This window comes from Alcanivorax sp., assembly GCF_002726155.1.
In the GTDB taxonomy this organism is placed as follows: Bacteria; Pseudomonadota; Gammaproteobacteria; order Pseudomonadales; family Alcanivoracaceae; genus Alcanivorax.
On the sequence record NZ_PBSH01000035.1, the window covers coordinates 1 to 16,069 of the forward strand.

11 protein-coding genes are annotated in these 16,069 nt (G+C 57.1%); 10 read left to right on the forward strand and 1 reads right to left on the reverse strand.

The genetic code is table 11. The annotated features are described in order from the left end of the window. Positions 1–13 precede the first annotated feature (13 nt). The 7 genes from sdhA to sucD all read left to right on the forward strand — a co-directional run bounded on the left by sdhA (position 14) and on the right by sucD (position 10,687). Positions 14–1,789 (forward strand): succinate dehydrogenase flavoprotein subunit, encoded by a 1,776-nt coding sequence (gene sdhA / locus CL546_RS10490; protein WP_290494760.1) that lies wholly within the window; start codon positions 14–16, stop codon positions 1,787–1,789. Between the two features lie 12 nt (positions 1,790–1,801). Next, positions 1,802–2,518 (forward strand): succinate dehydrogenase iron-sulfur subunit, encoded by a 717-nt coding sequence (locus CL546_RS10495; RefSeq protein ID WP_007151181.1) that lies wholly within the window; start codon positions 1,802–1,804, stop codon positions 2,516–2,518. Positions 2,519–2,910: 392 nt separating this feature from the next. Further along, positions 2,911–5,745 carry a 2-oxoglutarate dehydrogenase E1 component gene (locus tag CL546_RS10500; RefSeq protein WP_290494761.1) on the forward strand — a complete coding sequence of 945 codons (2,835 nt, stop codon included), beginning with the start codon at positions 2,911–2,913 and terminating at the stop codon, positions 5,743–5,745. Positions 5,746–5,761: 16 nt separating this feature from the next. Continuing rightward, positions 5,762–7,036 carry a 2-oxoglutarate dehydrogenase complex dihydrolipoyllysine-residue succinyltransferase gene (gene odhB, locus CL546_RS10505; protein WP_290494762.1) on the forward strand — a complete coding sequence of 425 codons (1,275 nt, stop codon included), beginning with the start codon at positions 5,762–5,764 and terminating at the stop codon, positions 7,034–7,036. 97 nt (positions 7,037–7,133) lie between these two features. Further along, the gene (gene lpdA / locus CL546_RS10510) at positions 7,134–8,573 is read left to right on the forward strand and encodes a dihydrolipoyl dehydrogenase (protein ID WP_290494763.1); all 1,440 of its coding nucleotides are present in this window, start codon (positions 7,134–7,136) and stop codon (positions 8,571–8,573) included. A 72-nt stretch (positions 8,574–8,645) separates the two neighbouring features. Continuing rightward, positions 8,646–9,815, forward strand: coding sequence for an ADP-forming succinate--CoA ligase subunit beta (gene sucC / locus CL546_RS10515; protein ID WP_290494764.1), 1,170 nt, complete (start codon positions 8,646–8,648; stop codon positions 9,813–9,815). Beyond that, positions 9,812–10,687 (forward strand): succinate--CoA ligase subunit alpha, encoded by an 876-nt coding sequence (sucD, locus tag CL546_RS10520; RefSeq protein ID WP_007150875.1) that lies wholly within the window; start codon positions 9,812–9,814, stop codon positions 10,685–10,687. The genes sucC and sucD overlap by 4 nt, the downstream gene beginning before the upstream one ends. A gap of 54 nt (positions 10,688–10,741) precedes the next feature. On the opposite strand, the gene CL546_RS10525 is transcribed toward sucD, so the two are convergent. Next, positions 10,742–10,978, reverse strand: coding sequence for a PA3496 family putative envelope integrity protein (locus CL546_RS10525; protein WP_007150109.1), 237 nt, complete (start codon positions 10,976–10,978; stop codon positions 10,742–10,744). Positions 10,979–11,330: 352 nt separating this feature from the next. Here CL546_RS10525 and CL546_RS10530 point away from each other — a divergent pair, with 352 nt between their 5' ends. The 3 genes from CL546_RS10530 (at position 11,331) to htpG (ending at position 15,832) form a co-directional block, all read left to right on the forward strand. Continuing rightward, positions 11,331–12,947: a hypothetical protein gene (locus CL546_RS10530; RefSeq protein ID WP_290494765.1), complete on the forward strand. Its 1,617-nt coding sequence runs from the start codon at positions 11,331–11,333 to the stop codon at positions 12,945–12,947. After that, positions 12,944–13,846, forward strand: coding sequence for a TIGR01777 family oxidoreductase (locus CL546_RS10535; protein WP_290494766.1), 903 nt, complete (start codon positions 12,944–12,946; stop codon positions 13,844–13,846). Before CL546_RS10530 ends, CL546_RS10535 begins: the two co-directional genes overlap by 4 nt. Positions 13,847–13,987: 141 nt before the next feature. Beyond that, positions 13,988–15,832, forward strand: coding sequence for a molecular chaperone HtpG (gene htpG / locus CL546_RS10540; RefSeq protein WP_290494768.1), 1,845 nt, complete (start codon positions 13,988–13,990; stop codon positions 15,830–15,832). Positions 15,833–16,069 lie beyond the last annotated feature (237 nt).

Genomic DNA, 16,069 nt, shown 5'->3' on the forward strand with positions numbered 1-16,069 from the left:
AGGGGCGTAATCCATGTCCATTCGCACTATTACGTTTGACGCTATCGTCGTAGGTGGTGGTGGTGCCGGTATGCGCGCCTCACTGCAAATGGCCCAGTCTGGTTTCAAGACTGCGCTGATTTCCAAAGTCTTCCCGACCCGCTCGCACACCGTATCCGCTCAGGGCGGTATTACCTGTGCGATCGCGTCTGCCGATCCCAACGATGATTGGCGCTGGCACATGTACGACACCGTAAAAGGCTCCGATTACATCGGTGACCAGGATGCGATTGAATACATGTGTAATGTTGGACCCGAAGCGGTTTACGAGCTGGACCACATGGGCCTGCCGTTTTCCCGTACCGAAGAAGGCCGTATTTACCAGCGTCCGTTCGGTGGTCAGTCCAAAAATTTCGGTGAAGGCGGTCAGGCGGCCCGTACTTGTGCGGCCGCTGACCGTACTGGCCACGCGCTGCTGCATACGCTGTATCAGCAAAATCTGAAGAACGGCACCCAGTTCTACAATGAATGGTACGCCGCAGAACTGGTGAAAGACGCCGATGGCAATGTTTGTGGTGTGATTGCCATCGACATCGAATCCGGTGAAACCGTGTTCTTCAAAGCCAAGGCAACCGTCTTCGCCACCGGTGGTTCTGGCCGCATCTACGCCTCCACAACCAATGCCCTGATCAACACCGGTGACGGCGTGGGCATGGCTCTGCGTGCCGGCCTGCCGGTCCAGGACATCGAAATGTGGCAGTTCCACCCCACCGGCATTGCTGGCGCCGGTGTACTGGTAACCGAAGGGTGCCGGGGCGAGGGTGGCTATCTCATCAATAAGGATGGTGAGCGCTTCATGGAGCGTTACGCGCCGAACGCCAAAGATCTGGCGTCCCGCGACGTTGTTGCCCGTTCCATGATGATGGAAATCCTGGATGGTCGTGGCGACGGCCCGGATGGTGACCACGTTTACCTGAAACTCGATCATCTGGGTGAAGAAGTGCTGCACAGCCGCCTGCCGGGTATCTGTGAACTGGCCATTACCTTCGCGCAGACCGATCCGGTGAAAGAGCCGATCCCGGTTGTGCCTACCTGTCACTACATGATGGGCGGTATCCCCACCAATGTTCACGGTCAGGCACTCAAACTGACCGGCGGCCATGAAGGCGAAGAGCAGTTTGTGAACGGTCTGTTCGCCGTGGGTGAAGTGGCCTGTGTATCCGTGCACGGTGCCAACCGTCTGGGTGGTAACTCACTGCTGGACTTGGTGGTATTCGGTCGTGCGGCTGGTTTGTACATTGAAGATGCCCTGCGTCAGGGTATGACACAGTACGAGCCTCGTGATTCTGACATCGACGAAGCCCTGTCCCGCGTTCGTCGCTGGGACGACTCCAAGGGCGGTGAGTCTGTTTCCGCACTGCGCAAAGAGCTGCAGAGCGTGATGCAGAACCATTTCGGGGTGTTCCGCAAGGGTGACCTGATGGCAGAAGGTGTGGCCAAACTGGCGGATCTGCGTGAGCGGATTGCCAAGGCGCACCTGGATGACAAGAGCAAGCCGTTCAACACCGCGCGTATTGAAGCGCTGGAGCTGGACAACCTGCTGGAAGTGGCGGAAGCCACCGCCATCGCGGCCGAGGGCCGTACCGAGAGTCGCGGCGCGCATTCCCGCTACGATTACCCGGATCGTGACGATGAGAACTGGCTGTGCCACTCCATCTTCGACCCCAAAGCCAAGAAGCTGGGCAAGCGTGACGTGAACTTCAAGCCGAAGACCGTTGACACCTTCCAGCCCAAGGCGCGGACCTACTAAGGGGAGCTAACGATGAAAGTCAGTATCTATCGCTACAATCCGGAAACGGATCGCGAGCCGAGCATGAAGGAGTATGAGGTCGATACCCAGGGTAAAGACCTCATGGTGCTGGACATTCTCGCTCTGGTGAAAGAGCAGGACGAATCCATGTCCTACCGTCGCTCCTGCCGTGAAGGTGTTTGCGGTTCCGATGGCATGAACATGAACGGCAAGAACGGCCTGGCCTGTATCACTCCGCTGTCCCAGGTGGCCCCGGGTGTACTGGAAGGCAAGAAGCCGCTGATCCTGCGCCCGCTACCGGGTCTGCCGGTCATTCGCGATCTGGTGGTGGACATGGGTATGTTCTACAACCAGTACGAAAAAGTGCAGCCATACCTGCAAAACAGCTCGCCGGCTCCGGCCATCGAGCGCCTGCAGAGCCCGGAAGAGCGTGAAAAGCTGGATGGTTTGTACGAGTGTATTCTCTGTGCCTGCTGTTCAACCAGTTGTCCGAGCTTCTGGTGGAACCCGGATAAGTTCCTGGGTCCGGCAGCCCTGTTGCAGAGCTACCGCTTCCTGGCGGATAGCCGTGACACAGTGACCGAAGAGCGGTTGTCCAAACTGGACGACCCCTTCAGCCTGTTCCGCTGCCACGGCATCATGAACTGCGTCAGCGTTTGCCCGAAAGGGTTGAACCCGACCCGGGCCATCGGCCATATCCGTTCCATGCTGTTGGAGCGGGGCATCTGACCCGAAACGAAAAAGGCGGCCTGATGGCCGCCTTTTTTGTATCTAATAACGTCGACGATGGCGTTTTGTGCTGTCTATTCGACGTTTTGCCAATGGCAGAAACATTCGGAAAGAGTCATAAGTTACTTTATGAATTCGGTGCCTAACAAAACCGAATTAAAAGGGCTACACTAGATAGCAGTTCGAGGTAATCCCTCGACGAGAGGTAGCAAGCTTCTACCCAGACCCGACCCGGTATGGGCGAGATAGCATGGTGCATCTCATGGGTGGAACAGGGCTTAAAAGGCGTTGTTCCGAAAAATACGAGCGTACGGGAACAGGGTCGCCCCCCTGTGGTCGCAGTTACTCATACCACAGAGTGTGACAACCTCCCGCCGAAGGAACGAGCTAACATGCAAGACAGTTCCATGCAGCGGCAATGGCAGTCCTCCCATATCGGGGGAGCCAACGCTGCCTATGTCGATGAACTGTACGAATCCTACCTGACCGATCCTAATTCCGTGCCGGAAGACTGGCGCGTTTATTTCGAAAAACTCCCCAGTGTTGATACCGCCGTCGAATCCGACGTGCCCCACGCCGCCGTGCGTGAATACTTCCTGTTGCAGGCGAAGAATCGCTCGCGTGTGCAGAAGTTTGGTGCCGGTGCGGTCAGCACGGAGCATGAGCGTCGTCAGGTCCGTGTGCTGCACTTGATTGCAGCCTACCGAAACCGTGGCCACCAGGTGGCCAAGCTGGACCCGCTGGGGATTATGGAGCGCGAAGCCGTTCCAGACCTGGAACTGGCGCATCACGGTCTCAGCACGGCTGATCTGGATACCGTATTTCAAACGGGCAACCTGTTTATTGGTAAGCCCGAGACCTCCCTCCGCGATATCGTTGACTGCCTGACCAGTACCTATTGCTCCAGCGTGGGTGCGGAATACATGCACATGGTCAACACGGCGGAAAAACGCTGGTTGCAGCAGCGCATGGAAGGCGTGCGCTGTCACCCGGAATACGGTACGGACATCAAGAAGCATATTCTTGAGCGTCTGTCCGCCGCCGAGGGCCTGGAAAAATATCTGGGCAGTAAATACCCCGGCACCAAGCGTTTCGGCCTGGAAGGCGGCGAATCGCTGATTCCGTTGATGGACGAAATCATCCAGCGCGTGGGCAGTTATGGCGCCAAGGAGCTGGTGATCGGCATGGCCCACCGTGGCCGTTTGAATGTGCTGGTCAACACCCTGGGCAAAAGCCCGAAAGATCTGTTTGAAGAATTCGATGGCAAGAGCTTCAACGAAAGTGGTTCCGGTGATGTGAAGTATCACCAGGGCTTCTCGTCCAACGTACAAACGTCTGGCGGTGAAGTGCATCTGGCCATGGCCTTTAACCCCTCACACCTGGAGATCGTTTCTCCGGTGGTGGAAGGGTCAGTACGTGCCCGTCAGGATCGCCGTGATGACGAAGGTGGCGAGCAGGTTGTTCCGATCATATTGCACGGTGATGCGGCCTTTGCCGGGCAGGGCGTGGTCATGGAGACATTCCAGATGTCCCAGACCCGGGGTTTCCATACCGGTGGCACCCTGCATGTGATCATCAACAACCAGGTGGGCTTTACCACCAGCCGGCGTGATGATGCCCGCTCTACTGAGTACTGCACGGATGTGGCAAAAATGGTGCAGGCGCCGATCTTCCACGTGAATGCGGATGATCCGGAAGCAGTATATTTCGTCACCCAGCTTGCGGTGGATTACCGCATGCAGTTCAAGAAAGACGTGGTGATTGATCTGATCTGTTATCGCCGTTCGGGGCATAACGAGGCGGACGAGCCGTCCTCGACCCAGCCGATGATGTACAAAAAGATCAAAAGCCACCCGACCACCCGAACCCTGTATGCCGAGCAGCTGATCAACGAAAAAGTGATCAGTGAACAGGAAGCCCAGAAAACCGCCGATGACTACCGCGACATGCTGGACGCCGGTAACCATGTGGTGAAATCCCTGGTGCGTGAGCCAAACAAGGCACTGTTCGTGGATTGGTCTCCCTACATCGGCCATAAGGTGGAAGATGACTGGGATACGTCGTACCCGCTGAAGAAATTGCAGGATCTGGCTACCCGCCTGGAAACACCACCGGAAGGGGTGGTCGTTCAGCGTCAGGTGAAGAAAATACTGGAAGACCGTCGCAAAATGACCGCTGGTGCCTTGCCCCTGAACTGGGGTTACGGGGAAACCATGGCCTATGCGACGCTGCTTGATCAGGGTTTTGCCATTCGCTTGACCGGCCAGGATAGTGGCCGCGGCACGTTCTCACACCGCCATGCGGTGCTGCACAACCAGAAAGACGGTGAGCAGTATGTGCCGCTTCAACACCTCTACGAGGGGCAGCCGCGCTTCGACATCTACGACTCGTTGCTGTCTGAAGAAGCGGTGTTGGGCTACGAATATGGCTACGCGACCACCACACCCAAATCCCTGGTGATCTGGGAAGCCCAGTTTGGTGATTTCGCCAACGGTGCGCAGGTGGTGATTGACCAGTTCATTTCTTCCGGCGAGGCCAAGTGGGGCCGTTTGTGTGGCCTGACTATGCTGCTTCCCCACGGTTATGAAGGGCAGGGGCCGGAGCACTCTTCTGCACGGCTGGAACGTTTCCTGCAGCTGTGCGCTGAGCACAACATGCAGGTCTGTGTGCCGAGCACTCCCGGTCAGATTTATCACCTGCTGCGCCGTCAGGCTGTAAGACCACTGCGTAAACCGCTGGTGATCATGAGCCCGAAGAGCCTGTTGCGCCATAAAAAGGCCACATCCGCACTGGAAGATCTGGCCCATGGCACTTTCCATTCGGTGCTGGATGACCTGGCTGATCTGGATCGCAAGAAGATCAAGCGTGTGGTGATGTGTTCCGGCAAGGTCTACTACGACCTGCTGGAAAAGCGCGATGGCGATGATCTGAGCGATACCGCGCTGGTACGCATTGAGCAGTTGTACCCGTTCCCGGAACAGCGCTTGCAGGAGATTCTTGAGAGCTATCCGAACCTGGAACATCTGGTCTGGTGTCAGGAAGAGCCCATGAATCAGGGCGCCTGGTATTGCTCTCAGCATCATATGTACCGTGTAGCAACAAAAGCTGGCGTGGGGCCTGTGCATTACGCTGGCCGCGATATGGCGGCCGCCCCGGCGGCAGGTTCAATGTCACTGCACGTGGAACAACAGCAGCGTCTGGTTCAGGACGCCTTCGAGATTAAGTAACAGTTAAGGATTAGGCATGGCGACTGATATCAAAGCCCCGCAGTTCCCGGAATCAGTAGCAGACGGCACCGTAGCCACCTGGCACAAGCAGGAAGGTGAAGCGGTGAAGCGTGATGAGCTGCTGGTCGATATTGAAACCGACAAGGTTGTGCTTGAAGTGGTGGCACCGGCCGATGGCGTGGTCAGCAAGATCATGGCGGCCGAGGGTGAAACCGTAGAGAGCCAGCAGGTATTGGGCACCTTCGACGAAGGGGCCAGCGGTAGTGCCGGCAAGAGCGATGAGAAGCCGGCAAAGGCAGAGAGCGATGATGGCTCTGCGGACAAAAAGGACGACAAGCAGGAAGAGAAAGCGGACGCCAAGTCCGAGCCAGCTGACGACGATGACAGTGCCGGCGATCAGGCGGGCCCGGCGGCCCGCAAGCTGATGAGTGAGCATGGTATCGCCGCAGATCAGGTGAAAGGCACAGGCCGTGGTGGCCGCATTACCAAGGGTGATGTGGAAAAGGCCATCACTGAGAAGGCAGAGAAACGTGCCAGCCAGCCTGCGCCGCAACAACCCGCGACTCTGGACGTACCGGGAGCACCGGGCGAGCGTGAAGAGCGTCGGGTGCCAATGACCCGCTTGCGCAAGCGGATTGCCGAGCGCTTGGTGTCGGCCCAGCAGGATTCGGCCATGTTGACCACCTTCAACGAGGTCAACATGAAACCGATCATGGATATGCGCAAGCACTACCAGCCAGAATTCGAGAAAGCCCATAACGTGCGTCTCGGCTTTATGGGGTTCTTTACCCGTGCCTGTGTGGAAGCCCTGAAACGCTTCCCGGCGGTGAATGCCTCCATCGACGGTGAAGACATCGTTTATCACGGTTATTACGACGTCGGTGTGGCTGTCTCCACCGAGCGGGGACTGGTTGTGCCTGTGCTTCGCGATGCGGACCAGAAAGGCCTGGCGGAAGTGGAATCGCAGATTATCGAGTACGGCCAGAAAGCCCAGAAGGGCAAGCTGTCCATTGAAGAGATGACCGGCGGTACCTTCACCATTTCCAACGGCGGGGTGTTCGGTTCGCTGATTTCCACGCCGATTCTGAACCCGCCGCAAACGGCGATTCTGGGTATGCACAAGATCCAGGAACGGCCCATGGCAGTGGATGGCAAAGTGGAAATCCTGCCAATGATGTATCTGGCTCTGTCCTATGACCATCGCCTTATCGATGGCAAGGAAGCGGTGCAGTTCCTGGTTGCAGTGAAGAACTTTATCGAGGATCCGGCGCGCCTGTTGCTGGATATCTGAATGTACGCCTGCACGCTTCATGCTGGCACGCGCACGCGCACGCGAATGGCGTGCCAGCGTGTTGCGTGAAGCGTGCCAGCGATAGAAGGAATTAAGCATGAGTGACAATTACGACGTCATCATCATTGGTGGTGGGCCCGGTGGCTATGTGGCTGCAATCCGTTGCGCCCAGTTGGGTCTGAATACTGCGTGTATTGAAAAGCGCATCAACAAACAGGATGAGCCTGCTCTGGGCGGCACCTGTTTGAATGTGGGCTGTATTCCGTCCAAGGCGCTGCTGGATTCTTCATGGAAGTACCACGAAACCGAGTCCGCTCTGGCAGACCATGGCATCAAGATCAAGGGTGCAGACCTGGACCTTGAAACCATGCTCAAGCGCAAGGACACCATCGTCAAGAACCTTACCGGTGGTATTGCCCAGCTGTTCAAGGCCAACAAGGTGACCTGGCTGCAGGGTACAGGCCAGCTGAAAAGCGGCAAGCAGGTGGAATTCCAGCCTCTGGAAGGCGACACACAGACCTTGCAGGCCGAGCACGTCATTCTGGCTGCCGGTTCTGTGCCGGTGGATATTCCCGTGGCGTCCGTCGACCAAAAAGTGATTGTGGATTCCACCGGGGCACTGGATTTTGACAAGGTACCCAAGCGCCTTGGTGTTATTGGTGCCGGCGTGATCGGCTTGGAGTTGGGCAGTGTATGGGGCCGTCTGGGCAGTGAGGTTGTTGTGCTGGAGGCGGTGGATGACTTCCTGCCTGCGGTGGACAAGCAGATTGCCAAGGATGCCCAGAAGCAGTTCACCAAACAGGGGCTGGATATTCGCTTGGGCGCCCGCGTGACCGGTTCTGAAGTGAAGAAGGATCAGGTCGTGGTGAACTTCACTGACAAGGATGGCGAACAGGAAGAAACCTTTGATCGCTTGATTGTGGCGGTGGGCCGTCGTCCTTATACCGAAGGCCTGCTTAGTCAGGATGCCGGTGTCAGCCTGGATGAACGTAATTATATTTACGTGGACAGCCAGTGCCGTACCGATGTCCCTGGCGTTTACGCCATTGGTGACCTGGTGCGTGGTCCGGCGTTGGCCCACAAGGCCATCGAGGAAGGTGTCATGGTGGCGGAAGTGATCATGGGCGAAAGCACCCAGGTGAACTACGACGCCGTTCCCGGGGTGATTTATACCCACCCGGAAGTGGCCTGGGTCGGCAAGACCGAAGAAGAGGTGAAGGATTCCGGTGATGCTTACAAGACCGGAGCCGTACCCTTTGCGGCCAATGGGCGAGCCATGGCGGCCGGTGAAACCGGTGGCATGGTGAAGTTTGTAGCCGACGAAAAGACCGACCGTATTCTGGGAATGCACGTAGTAGGCCCGCAGGCGTCCGAGCTGATTCAGCAAGGCGTTATAGCCATGGAGTTTGGGGCTACCGTGGAAGATTTGCAGCTGATGGTGTTTGGTCACCCAAGCCTGTCAGAAACCGTTCATGAAGCAGCCTTGGCCACGGACTTTAAAGCAATCCATGTGGCGCAGCGTCGTCGCAAGAAATAGCGACATTTGAACGGCAGCGATAACGGCGCTTGAACAGGGCGCCACTAATTCATTGATGATGGAAGTATTGGCATGAATCTCCATGAGTATCAGTCAAAACAGCTTTTTGCTGATTATGGGTTGCCAGTCTCTACCGGCTTTGCCTGTGATACCCCGGAAGAGGTAGCAGCAAAGGCGAAAGAGATCGGTGGTGACAAGTGGGTCGTGAAGGCCCAGGTACACGCTGGCGGTCGCGGTAAAGCCGGTGGTGTGAAGCTGGTGGATAGCCCGGAAGACGCGGCGGCGTTTGCAAAGCAGTGGCTGGGCAAGAACCTGGTGACGTTCCAGACCGATGAACACGGCCAGCCGGTATCAAAAATCCTGGTGGAAACCTGCACCGATATTGCTAAAGAGCTGTATCTGAGTGCGGTACTGGATCGTGCCAGCCGCCGTGTTGTCTTCATGGCCTCCACCGAAGGTGGCGTGGACATCGAAACGGTCGCAGAAGAAACCCCGGAAAAAATTCTCAAGGCGGAAATCGACCCACTGGTGGGCGCACAGCCCTATCAGGCTCGTGAGATTGCGTTCCAGCTGGGCCTGGAAGGCAAGCAGGTCAATCAGTTTGCCAAGATCTTTGTGGGCTTGGCCAAGCTGTTCATCGACAAGGATCTGGCGCTGATTGAAGTGAACCCGCTGGTGATTACCGATGAGGGCGATCTGCACTGCCTGGATGCCAAGATCAACGTGGATGGCTCCGCCCTGTATCGTCATCCGGACATCAAGGCTCTGGACGATCCCAGTCAGGAAGATGAGCGTGAACGCCGTGCTGCCGAGTGGGACCTGAACTACGTGGCGCTGGACGGCAACATCGGTTGCATGGTGAACGGTGCGGGCCTGGCCATGGGCACCATGGACCTGGTGAAGCTGAAAGGCGGTGCGCCGGCCAACTTCCTCGACGTGGGCGGTGGTGCTACCAAAGAGCGCGTTACTGAAGCGTTCAAGATCATCCTTTCTGATGATCAGGTGAAGGGCGTTCTGGTGAACATCTTCGGCGGTATTGTCCGTTGCGACCTGATTGCCGAAGGCATTATTGGTGCCGTGGAAGAAGTAGGCGTGACCGTCCCGGTTGTGGTTCGTCTGGAAGGTAACAATGCGGAGCTAGGTTCCCAGAAGCTGGCAGAAAGCGGCATGAACATCATTGCCGCACAAAGTTTTGATGATGCTGCCGAACAGGTAGTGAAAGCAGTGGGAGGTGCCGCATGAGCGTATTGATCGACAAAAACACCAAGGTTATCTGCCAGGGCTTCACCGGCAGCCAGGGCACACTCCACTCTGAACAGGCCATTGAGTACGGTACTCAGATGGTGGGCGGTGTCACTCCGGGTAAAGGCGGCCAGACGCACCTGGGCCTGCCGGTATTCAACACCGTGGCAGAAGCCGTGGCTGAAACCGGCGCCACCGCCAGCGTGATTTATGTACCCGCACCGTTCTGCAAGGATTCCATTCTGGAAGCCGCAGACGCCGGCATTGAGCTGATCGTCTGCATTACCGAAGGGGTTCCTGCACTGGATATGCTTTTCGTCAAAGAGTATATCTCCCGCATGGACGGTGTTCGTCTGATCGGTCCGAACTGCCCGGGGGTAATTACCCCGGGTGAGTGCAAGATCGGCATCATGCCGGGCCATATCCACAAGCCTGGCAAGGTAGGCATCGTGTCTCGTTCCGGTACCCTGACCTATGAAGCGGTTAACCAAACCACCAAGTTGGGCTTTGGCCAGTCTTCCTGTATTGGTATCGGTGGAGACCCGATTCCGGGCATGACATTCATTGATGCGCTGGAATTGTTCCAGAATGACCCGCAGACCGAAGCCATCGTGATGGTGGGTGAGATCGGCGGTACCGCAGAAGATGAAGCCGCGGCTTATATCAAGGAGAACGTCACCAAGCCGGTGGTGAGCTACATCGCGGGCGTAACGGCTCCGGCGGGCAAACGCATGGGGCACGCTGGCGCCATCATTGCCGGCGGTAAAGGGACAGCAGATGAAAAGTTTGCGGTTCTGGAAGCGGCGGGTGTGAAGACCGTGCGCAACCCGGCAGAAATCGGCAAAGCCGTGAAAGAAGCGACTGGCTGGTAAAGCCGCCGTTAGCGATACAAAAAAGGCCGGCATTTGCCGGCCTTTTTTGTGGGCTTAGTGGAGGAGGTCGTCGTCCAGGTCAAAGGACTCGTATTCATTGAGTTCCTTTTTCAGGCGGCGCTCTTCCAGCCGATCTTCGATGCGATGGCGCATGTCCATATTGAAGGAGCGGCTGCGAGCACTACGCTCTTCCTGCTCTTCCTCATCCACATTGTCATCCAGGATATCGAAATCTTCGTTCATCAGCAGATCTTCCGAATCAAGGTCTTGCTCATTACGATGGTTACTCATGGTGGCCTCCTTTCTGACCTCCTTAAACAACCTGTTACAAGGGCCCATCAGGTCCGGATTCCCGGTTTCCCGATGTCCTCAGCGCCTGTATATCCTCTGACTTTCAGCCTTACAAGTTTTTTTTTATTTTCAATGATGAGTGGCGCTGAATGTCCAGGTAGAAGGTCTGCGTAATGATGAATAACCGCTTGCAGCGGGCGGTTGAGGAAGGCTAAATGTGATGCATATCATGCCCTTCACTCTAATAGAAAAATCAGTAACTTAAGTGCTGGAATGCCCGTAAAAGGCTTTGTAAAGTGGGGGATGTTCGCCGGTTATCGGTAGGGCGACGACCCATGGAGAGAATAAGAATATGGCAGAACTGCTGATTATTGTTGGGGTAAGCGCACTCATCATCACCACGCTGGGGCTGATGCATGAAGCCGGTAGCCGGGGCCACAGCTCGCTTTTTTTTCTGGTGCCGCTGGTAAGCCTGGGGCAGGTGCAAAGCCATTGGGAATATTATCGCTGGTGGGCGCTGGGCCGTGTGGCAGCGGTGCTGACCACTGCGGTGGGCATAGGCCTGTTCGTGGTCACAGGCGGGAGCCTGGCAGGCGACGTTTCTGCGCAGCCGGTCTCCAGCCAGAGCGGTCAGGTACTGCGTGGTGAGAAAAAAGCCAGCAGCACGGCTTTTGTTTCTTCGGAAGAGTCCGCTCTGCTGGTCGTCGCAGGGCAGGGTAAGCGCCTGACCGGGCGTTTGCACGGTGAGACATTCCGCTACGACCGTGTTGCTCTCATTGATGGGGTATTAACCCTGAGCCAGGGCGAAGGCTTTCTGGCCGATCTGGAAGTACGCGTTCTGCTGGGCTGGAACCCGGAAGACATTAGCGAGCGCAGAACGTTGATTGTGGGCCCGTCTGATGAGGATGGCCCTGTGGTGCATCTGTCCTGGAAGCCGGAGAGTCAGGATTACCCTGAGACCCGGATTTTCGACGGCGGTTATCGTATGGAGCTGGCGCTGGCACCGCTGGATACCGGGCAGCTTTCCGGTTCCTTTGTGTTGGTCATGCCGGACAGTTTCAAAAGTTATTTGACCGGGGACTTCACCGCCCATACCAATCATCTGCGTTACCGTAACGGCCAGGTCGACCTGTACTTTGATCACGAAGATACCCTGGCCCATGTGGCGGAGGAATTTCTGCGAACCCAGTTTCCAGAAGGCGCCGTGAGCACGATTGAGGCCCGACATGTGACCCTGCGCCGAACGGAAAACAGCGGCCAGGTCATGGCCTTGGTGGAATTGAGTAATGGTGCTGTGCAGGAACGCACGGTACGCCTGGAGAAGAGTGATGTGGGCTGGGCTGTGGTTGCTGGCTCCATGGAAACCCGTGTTACCAGCGCAGCAAAAGAGGGTGGGCTGGAGCTGGTGACGCCGAGCGCCGAGAAGCCGGCTGAACCAGAACGGGCTGGGCCAGAACCGATTACGCAGACGTTCCCGGAACTGGTGGCGTACGAAAACCGGTCGGTGGTGCTGGAAACCATCGGAGGGCGGACTCTTGAGGGCGTCTTGCGCAAGGTGGGTGGCGATCGCCTGTGGCTGGTAATGAATGTGGGTAGCGGCAATGTGGAGCGCAGCGTGGGGGCGGATGAATTACAGTCCCTGATTCTGTCCTCCGGTCAGAAAGTGGTGCTGACGGCGCCTGAGGGTGATCAGCCGGAGGCCGCTGAGATTGAGCCGGCAGAGCCTGCGCCTGCCCCGAGCCATACCGCAGAGACGGTGCCAGCTGAACAAACTCCGGCTGCGAGCAGTGAACTCAAGGCACTGGTAGGGAAAAACGTGACGATTGAGGCCAATGAGGGGCCTCGGCGCACCGGAATTTTACAGGCAGTGGCCGACGATCACCTGACCTTGAGTGTCCCGTTGGGCGCGGGCAATATGGAGTACTTCTACGATATCGACAGTATTCGCCACATAGAGGCTGCCCGTTGAAGGTACTGATAACCGGTGGCAGTGGGTTCATTGGCCAGCATCTTTGCCGGCGACTGGCTGCCCACGGCCACGAGCTGACCGTTCTCACCCGAAAACCCCGCAAAGCCGCGCGCGTGCTGCCGGAAGGGGCGCGCTTGGTTACCTCTCTGGATGACATAGAGAACGATGCAGCGATTGACGGCATCGTGAACCTGGCTGGCGAAAGCCTGTTTGCCGGCCGCTGGACTGAACGGCGCAAGAAAACGCTGTTTGCCTCGCGGGTCGGCGTCACTGAAAACGTGGTGGGGCTGGTGTCCCGGCTGGATCGTAAACCGGCGGTGCTGGTTTCCGGATCAGCGGTTGGGTTTTATGGCAACGCGGACAACGCTGAACTGTCTGAAGAAAGCCCGGCGCGCAGGCGTGATTTCGGTTATTTGCTTTGTGACGCCTGGGAGCAGGCCGCCAGGCCGGTATCGCGCCAGGGAGTAAGGTTATGCCTGGTGCGCACGGGTATCGTGCTGGGTAGCGATGGCGGCATGTTGAGCAAGTTGCTCCCGGTGTATCGGCTTGGGCTTGGCGCCATGCTCGGTGATGGTAACCAGTGGCTGAGCTGGGTGCATATTGACGACATGGTGGCGGTGCTGGTGCGGGCGCTGGAAACCCCGGGCGTGGACGGTGTGTTTAACGCCTGTGCGCCGGCGCCGGTGACTCAGCGCGAGTTCCACCACAGCCTTGCCCGAAAAGTGAAGCGCCCGGCACTGCTGCGTGTGCCATCCGCTGCCCTCAAGGCGGGCTTAGGCGAGCAATCTGCCATGCTGATCGGCGGGCAGCGGGTTTATCCCCGCCGTCTGGAGCAGCAGGGCTTCATTTTCCGATTTCCGGACCTGGACTCCGCCCTGTCTCATCTAGTCAGGCGTTGATCTGACGCAAGCCGGCCCGCCGGTTATCTGTATAGTTTCAGGCAGGTAACCGGGCAGATAGCCCGGGCATGCCCCCCTTGAAAAAAAAACGGTTTGCCCCTATCTGTACCTCAACATTACCCGAAGGTTCAGGAGTTAATCGTGTCAGCAGAAAAACAGACCCATGGGTTTCAGGCGGAAGTCTCCCGCCTTCTTCACTTGATGATTCATTCCCTTTACAGCAACCGTGAAATCTTTTTGCGGGAGTTGATATCCAATGCGTCGGATGCGTGCGACAAGTTACGTTTCCAGGCGCTGGATAATCCTGCGCTGCTGGAGCAGGGTGATGAACCCCGTATTACCCTGCAAGTGGACAAGGATGCGGGCACGCTGACCATTACCGACAACGGCATTGGCATGGGCCAGGATGAGGTAGTGGATAACCTGGGCACGATTGCCCGTTCCGGGACGGAAAAATTCCTCGCCAACTTGAGCGGTGATCAGAAGAAAGACGCTCAGCTGATCGGTCAATTCGGTGTGGGGTTTTATTCGGCGTTTATCGTGGCTGACACCGTCACCGTGGAAACCCGCAAGGCCGGAGAAGCGGCGGCCGACGGGGTGCGTTGGGAAAGTGACGGGAAAGGTGAGTTTTCCGTGGAGTCGCTAACCCGTGATGAATCTGGCACAGCGGTGATTCTGCATCTGCGTGACGACGCCCGGGATTTTCTTGACGATTTTAAAATTCGCCAGGTGATTGGTCAGTATTCAGACCACGTGGCTTTCCCGATTGTGTTGGTGACAGCCCAGGACGGTGACGACGAGGCCAAAGAGGAAACGCTGAATTCCGCCACCGCGCTTTGGCAGCGGCCGCGAAGCGAAGTCACGGATGAGGAATACCAGAACTTTTACAAGCACATCAGCCATGACTTTCAGGACGCACTGACCTGGAGTCATAACAAGGTGGAAGGCAAGCTGGAGTACACCAGCCTGCTTTATATTCCGGCCCGGGCGCCGTTTGATCTGTACCAGCGTGAAGCCAATCGGGGCCTGAAATTGTACGTCCAGCGCGTTTTCATCATGGATGATGCGGAACAATTCCTGCCCCAGTACCTGCGCTTCATCAAGGGGGTGATTGATGCCCCGGATCTGCCCCTGAATGTGAGCCGCGAGTTGCTGCAGGATTATGGCCCGGTACAGAAGATTCGAGCCGCGCTGACCAAGCGTGTGCTGCAGATGTTGAAGAAACTCAGCAATGATGATGAACAGTACGCCACCTTCTGGGCGCAGTTTGGCCAGGTGATCAAGGAAGGGGTGGCCGAAGATCGTGACAACCAGCAGGCCATTGCTGCCTTGCTGCGCTTTGCCACAAGTAGTAGCCCGGATTCGGTGACTACCTCACTGGATCAATATCTGGATAACAAACCTGCAGAGCAGGACAGCATCTACTACCTGCTGGCGGACACCCCGTCAGCCGCGCGACAAAGCCCGCACCTGGAAGTGTTCCGCAAAAAGGGCATTGAAGTCTTGCTGCTCAGTGATCCGGTTGATGAGTGGATGGTGGGCTATCTGGAAAGCTACAAGGATGTGAAGCTGGTCAATGCTGCCCGTGGTGAACTGGACCTGGGCGATGATGAACAGGCGAATAACGATGATCCGCTGATTCAACGTCTGTCTGGCAGCTTGAGCGAGCATGTGGAAGCGGTGCGTGCGACGACGCGTCTGGTGGATTCCCCGGCCTGCCTGGTTCTGGCAGAAGACCAGCTTGGCCCGCAGATGCGCCGTATGCTGGAAGCTGCCGGCCAGCCTGTGCCGGAGAACAAGCCGGTACTGGAGGTAAACCTGAGCCACGATCTGTTGGCCAAACTGAGCAGCATCGATGCGGGGGAGCGCTTTGATGATCTGGCTGCACTGTTGCTGGATCAGGCTATGTTGGCGGAAGGCCAGCTGCCAAAGGACCCGGCGGCAACCGCGCGCAGAATGCATGAGATGCTTGTAAATGCTGTGTAGGAGCACCTCTCGAGGTGCGAACCGAGCGTAGTGAGGGCAGAGGTGGGTTTGCCTCTGCCCTTCCTATGTGTACCTGCCAATTCTTGAAAGACTTGATCAGCAGCCGGCGGTTTCCCCGCTGAGGCTCGGTTCGCGCCTCAAGAGGCACTCCTACATTCTCGTGCCATTAACTGGCTTGGTAGTCACTTTCGTTGTTTCGATTTCGATGGGCGCTTATGATGCCCGAAAGCGTAAACA

Excerpts from the sequence above, each read along its gene's own strand:
- sdhA (WP_290494760.1), top strand. The coding sequence starts at position 14 with ATGTCCATTCGCACTATTACGTTTGACGCTATCGTCGTAGGTGGTGGT.
- CL546_RS10495 (WP_007151181.1), top strand. The coding sequence starts at position 1,802 with ATGAAAGTCAGTATCTATCGCTACAATCCGGAAACGGATCGCGAGCCG.
- CL546_RS10500 (WP_290494761.1), top strand. The coding sequence starts at position 2,911 with ATGCAAGACAGTTCCATGCAGCGGCAATGGCAGTCCTCCCATATCGGG.
- odhB (WP_290494762.1), top strand. The coding sequence starts at position 5,762 with ATGGCGACTGATATCAAAGCCCCGCAGTTCCCGGAATCAGTAGCAGAC.
- lpdA (WP_290494763.1), top strand. The coding sequence starts at position 7,134 with ATGAGTGACAATTACGACGTCATCATCATTGGTGGTGGGCCCGGTGGC.
- sucC (WP_290494764.1), top strand. The coding sequence starts at position 8,646 with ATGAATCTCCATGAGTATCAGTCAAAACAGCTTTTTGCTGATTATGGG.
- sucD (WP_007150875.1), top strand. The coding sequence starts at position 9,812 with ATGAGCGTATTGATCGACAAAAACACCAAGGTTATCTGCCAGGGCTTC.
- CL546_RS10525 (WP_007150109.1), bottom strand. The coding sequence starts at position 10,978 with ATGAGTAACCATCGTAATGAGCAAGACCTTGATTCGGAAGATCTGCTG.
- CL546_RS10530 (WP_290494765.1), top strand. The coding sequence starts at position 11,331 with ATGGCAGAACTGCTGATTATTGTTGGGGTAAGCGCACTCATCATCACC.